5 protein-coding genes are annotated in these 4222 nt (G+C 63.2%); 1 reads left to right on the forward strand and 4 read right to left on the reverse strand.

Annotated features, from left to right (window positions below):
* Positions 1 to 1333 (reverse strand): PAS domain S-box protein (locus tag AX737_RS10965; protein WP_156453652.1); only part of this gene is annotated, 1333 nt, incomplete at its 3' end.
* Positions 1334 to 1378: 45 nt separating this feature from the next.
* On the reverse strand, positions 1379 to 2170 hold the full coding sequence (locus AX737_RS10970; protein WP_066921260.1) for a Crp/Fnr family transcriptional regulator: 792 nt from the start codon (positions 2168 to 2170) through the stop codon (positions 1379 to 1381).
* A 216-nt stretch (positions 2171 to 2386) separates the two neighbouring features.
* Between AX737_RS10970 and AX737_RS31980 the strand changes: the two genes are divergently transcribed.
* On the forward strand, positions 2387 to 2626 hold the full coding sequence (locus AX737_RS31980; RefSeq protein ID WP_082772988.1) for a hypothetical protein: 240 nt from the start codon (positions 2387 to 2389) through the stop codon (positions 2624 to 2626).
* Positions 2627 to 3347: 721 nt separating this feature from the next.
* Here the strand turns inward: AX737_RS31980 and AX737_RS10975 are convergent.
* Positions 3348 to 3554: a hypothetical protein gene (locus AX737_RS10975; RefSeq protein ID WP_156453653.1), complete on the reverse strand. Its 207-nt coding sequence runs from the start codon at positions 3552 to 3554 to the stop codon at positions 3348 to 3350.
* Positions 3555 to 3713: 159 nt separating this feature from the next.
* Positions 3714 to 3872: a hypothetical protein gene (locus AX737_RS35700; protein WP_245293426.1), complete on the reverse strand. Its 159-nt coding sequence runs from the start codon at positions 3870 to 3872 to the stop codon at positions 3714 to 3716.
* Positions 3873 to 4222: the final 350 nt, after the last annotated feature.

Here is a 4222-nt window from a genome sequence, read left to right on the forward strand (position 1 = left end):
GGGTCTGCACCGCCTCGTTCCAGCGGATGTGGTCGCTGGCCAGGTTCCAGTCCCAAATCGCGTCGTTGGTCGCGCGCGCCGCCATGCGGTAGCGCTCCTCGGTCTCGCGCAGCACCTGTTCGGCGCGCCGGTCTTCGGTGATGTCGCGTGTGGTGCCGATGAAGCGCACGGCGCGGCCGTTCTCGAAGAACACCTGACCTTTGGCGGCGACCCAGCGCTCGATGCCATCCTGCAGGCCAATCGTGCGATAGGCGATGTCGTAGGTGCCGTCACTGCCGGGAGCGAGCACGGTCTTGACCGCCTGATCGACCCAGTCCCGGTCCTCCGGATGCAGGCCGGCTAGGAAGGTGTCGTAGCTGACTGCTGTACCAGCCGGCAGGCCAAACAGGGCGCACGTCCGCGCATCCCAGCCCAGTTTGCCCGTGATCAGGTCGTAGTCGAAGATGCCGACATCGGTTGCCGAAACCGCTAGGCGCAGCTGGTCCTGGACCTTGCTTAGGGCAGCCTCATCGGCACGTTGCCAACTGCGGTCACGCAGGATTTTCAGGAACCCCTGCACCGTGCCCGTTTCATCCTTGAGCGGCATCATCTCGCCGCTGGCAAAGAACCGCTCCCCGCCCTTGCGCAGATGCCAGCGCTCGTCCGGCGCGCGGCCGTTCTTAAGCGCCAGCGCCATCTCGGTTTCCGGGCGACCGTCAGCGCGGTCCTCCGGCGTGAAGAACACATGCGCGGGATCCCCCAGCATCTCCCCCTCACGCCAGCCGAGGATCTGCTCGGCCCCCGTGTTCCAGCGGGTAACGCGGCCGCCCCGGTCCATCGCGATGATCGCGTAATCCGTGGCGCTATCCAGGATGCGCTGGTGCAGGATTTGCTGACCGCGATGCTCGTGGGCGGCACGCTGGAGCTTGAACAGGGTCACAATCTGCCGGGCTAGGCCCTGCAGACAGGCCTGCTGGGCCTCGGTCAGGCCAGCAGGCCGGGGCGTATCATCCAGCAAGCAGAGCACACCCAAGTCACCGCCGGTCGAGGTCCGGAGCGGGACGGCCACGTAGAAACGCGTCGCACCACCAGGAAGGAGGATGTGAGTCCGCTTCGGCAGCGCCTGCAGGTCCGTCACCACCGCCAGATCGTCTGGAATGCGCGCCTCACGACAGACTTCCGGTGCAGCCTTGCCCCCGCGCGCACTGAAGCTGGCATGCACCTGCAGGTGCTCTCCGTCCTTCAAGCAAATGATGGCATAGGTCACCTTGCACAGTTCGACAGCCACCCGCAGAGCATCGTCAAAGCTCTGCTGCGGCACGCGTGCGTAGGCGTTGTCGAAAGCGTTAACCATCGCGGTGTCTGGTGCTATAAGTTGTATCCGTTACGTGCCTTGTGCTCAAACCGCCTGATACAGCGGACCATCATCATTTGTCATGCTGCGCAGAGACACCAGCGCGCCACTCGCGCTGTAGACGGCCCCGAGCACAGTCTCGTAGTGCCGCTTGACCGCGCCGTGGCACTCGCAGGCCGTGCCCTCCACCGCGGAGCGGCTCACGATGATGATCCGCCCGCGCCGGACCTGGATCAGCCCCTGCTGCTGCAACATCCTGAGCGCCCGCGAGAGGTAGGAGCGCTGCACGCCCAGCAGCTCGGCCAGCACCTCGTGGGTGATCGGCAGGACATCGGTGCCAAGCCGGTCCTGCAGACTCAGCAGCCAGCGGGCGCAGCGTGCCTCGATCGTATGACTGGCGTTGCAGGCCACCGATTGCAGAACCTGGGCGAGCAAGCAATCGGAGTAGCGGGTCATCAGGTTGCGCAGGCCGGGTGAGGCTTGCTTGATCTGCTGGAGGACGGCCGCCTCGATGCGCAGGACCGAACCGGGCACCTGGATCACCGCGCGGCTGAACGCCGGCAGAGCTCCTTGGCTGACCACCCCGCCGATGGCGCCTTCATGCCCCACCGTCGCGGTTTCCACGGCACGACCGTCCTGCAGGCCGATCACCAGGGCAGCGACACACTGGCCAAGCGGAAAGGAGATGAACCCGACATCCTCACCGGCCTCAAAGAGGGCATCACCGCGCGCATACTCTTTGAGTTCCAGGTGCGGCTTGAGTAGGGCCTGATCGGGCAGGCGCAAGGCGCTGAGGAGCAGATTGCCGCTAAGCAGTGCATCGACGTCGGAGGGCATGGGAAAGCGGCAGGTCGTTCCTGATTGGTTCAGGCTCCTCATTACCGCAACGCTTATCGCCCTGTCTGTGCACAAGTGCCCATATGCGCGAAAGTTCAGCGACTTTCATCGGCTTGGCTGCCACCCGGCACGTACGCAACCTAACCTATGCAACCTTTTGCACGCACAGGGTTTCTAGGCTTGTGTCCGTGTGCTCCACCCTGCTTGCGCCTTGTGATGCCTCGCTATTTCATCGACTACGACGACGGCTCTGTGTGCCTGCGGGACGATGAGGGCACCTGTTACGAGAACCTGTTGGCGGCTCGCAACGCGGCCATCGCCGCGCTGCCTGATATCGGTCGTGAGGCACCGCCTCCGGATGGGAAGCGCAACTTCGTGGCATACGTCCGTGATGAGCAAGGGAGCCGGCTCTGCACGGTTGAGCTCAACCTCAACGCTCATTGCTTTCCTGAGTAGCGCTCGCCACACCCCACGATTAGAGCTTCCAGCGGACGTTTCTCTCAACCGCACTATGTGCACTACTGTACAAATAGTCTGCAACCTAAAATCTTACCCATCACAATTGCCTGATGGACTTACATAGTTTACTGCGTCGCAGTGTCGCTGCGTGTAGGTCCGAATGACTAGCAACCCAGGGAAGCCTGTAATCAATGCTCCCTGCTACGCCTCCTGCTTCCTGCCCGTTCATGCAAGAGCTGATTGCCCTGTTGCAGGAGCTGCCGCCTGGTCAGGACCGGCGTGTTGCCGAACGCCTACAAGGTCGCCTGGACCAGCTGGAGTATGCTGCACGCTGTGAGGACGCAGCCCAGAGTACCCTATCAGCCATCCAGGGCGCACGGGTCTTACTCAGCCTTTCAGCGTTCCCTATCCCGCTGCGGTCAAAACCGATAAGGCGGTCTGTAACGGCTGCACGTCCGTCTACTCGCTAAGGCAGCGGCCCTGTGGGCCAAACACGCACTGCTCGCCCTTTGGCTGGCTCAATCTGAACGATGCGAATTGCTTGAGTGCGTGGCATTGGCAGACTAGGCACAATCCACGCGTGCATCTAAGGCGCAGGCATGACCACTGCAGCCGACCCATCGAACGCGGCCTTGCCCTCGGCGGCCTCAGCGAGAAGTGCGGGTGAAACAGGGGTACGATTGACCCGCTTCAGAACCGACACAGCCTGATCCTCCCGTTAGAAGCCGTTGGCGTGCCGGAACCGGACCAGCACGGCCAGGAAGGCGTCACGGTCGTTGGCCAGCGCGAAGAAGGCTCCTTCGATCAGACCTTCCGCCACCGCCACCGGCGTGTAGCTCTCGGCGTGCAGGGAGTGGGCGATCTCGGCGGCCATCGCGCGGGCGTTCCCGATCTGCATCGTCCTATCCAGTGGGGTGTGGCTCATGCGGGTTCGGCTCCTTTCATCTATCTGATAAAGGACATTATCAGGCATGGAGTAGAGGAACACACGCCTTCTACGGGGTGCACTTCGCTGCTGGTTCTTGCAACGGCTGTTCGCATAAGGCCCAGTATGGAAGGCGCAGCAAGGTGGCTGCGCGCCCGATCAGCCGTAGAGCCCTTCGGCTCGCAGGCGAGCGAGCAACCGGACGGCCTGCTCCTGGGCTGCGGCGTCATGCTTCTGCTCCTCGAAGCCATACTCGAACATCGGCAGCAAGGTGTGCACTGCCCGATCCATGGCCGAGCCCTGCCACAGGATCAGCACCTCCCGGTCAACCAGGTCCTTTAGGACGTACCAGAGCGTCAGGACGAGGCTGAGGGAGGACCGGTCCCTCCAGTCGGCTATGACATCCTTGCCGATGCGGTCGAGCCGGCGCAGGACCGCCTGCTGCTTGCGGGGCGCAAGATCGGCGAACGGCTCCAGGCAGGCGATGCGCAGGCCACCGCTTCGTCATTCTCCGCCTGCCGCAGGGCAAAGGCGATCTGTTCATTCGTGAAGCGTGTTCGAGGCATGGCATCCACCCTCCTTCAGGGTCCAGGATGCCCAAAAGCTTGCATTCAGTGGAGTGGTCCCCTGACGGTGGGCACGATCAGGCGGCGGTTTTGACCGTCTGC

The sequence above is a fragment of the Methylobacterium sp. CCH5-D2 genome (assembly GCF_001556475.1).
Classification (GTDB): Bacteria; Pseudomonadota; Alphaproteobacteria; order Rhizobiales; family Beijerinckiaceae; genus Methylobacterium; species Methylobacterium hispanicum.

Bases quoted from the DNA above. Each gene is read 5' to 3' on its own strand.
- AX737_RS31980 (WP_082772988.1), top strand. From the start codon at position 2,387: ATGCCTCGCTATTTCATCGACTACGACGACGGCTCTGTGTGCCTGCGG.
- AX737_RS10970 (WP_066921260.1), bottom strand. From the start codon at position 2,170: ATGCCCTCCGACGTCGATGCACTGCTTAGCGGCAATCTGCTCCTCAGC.
- AX737_RS10975 (WP_156453653.1), bottom strand. From the start codon at position 3,554: ATGAGCCACACCCCACTGGATAGGACGATGCAGATCGGGAACGCCCGC.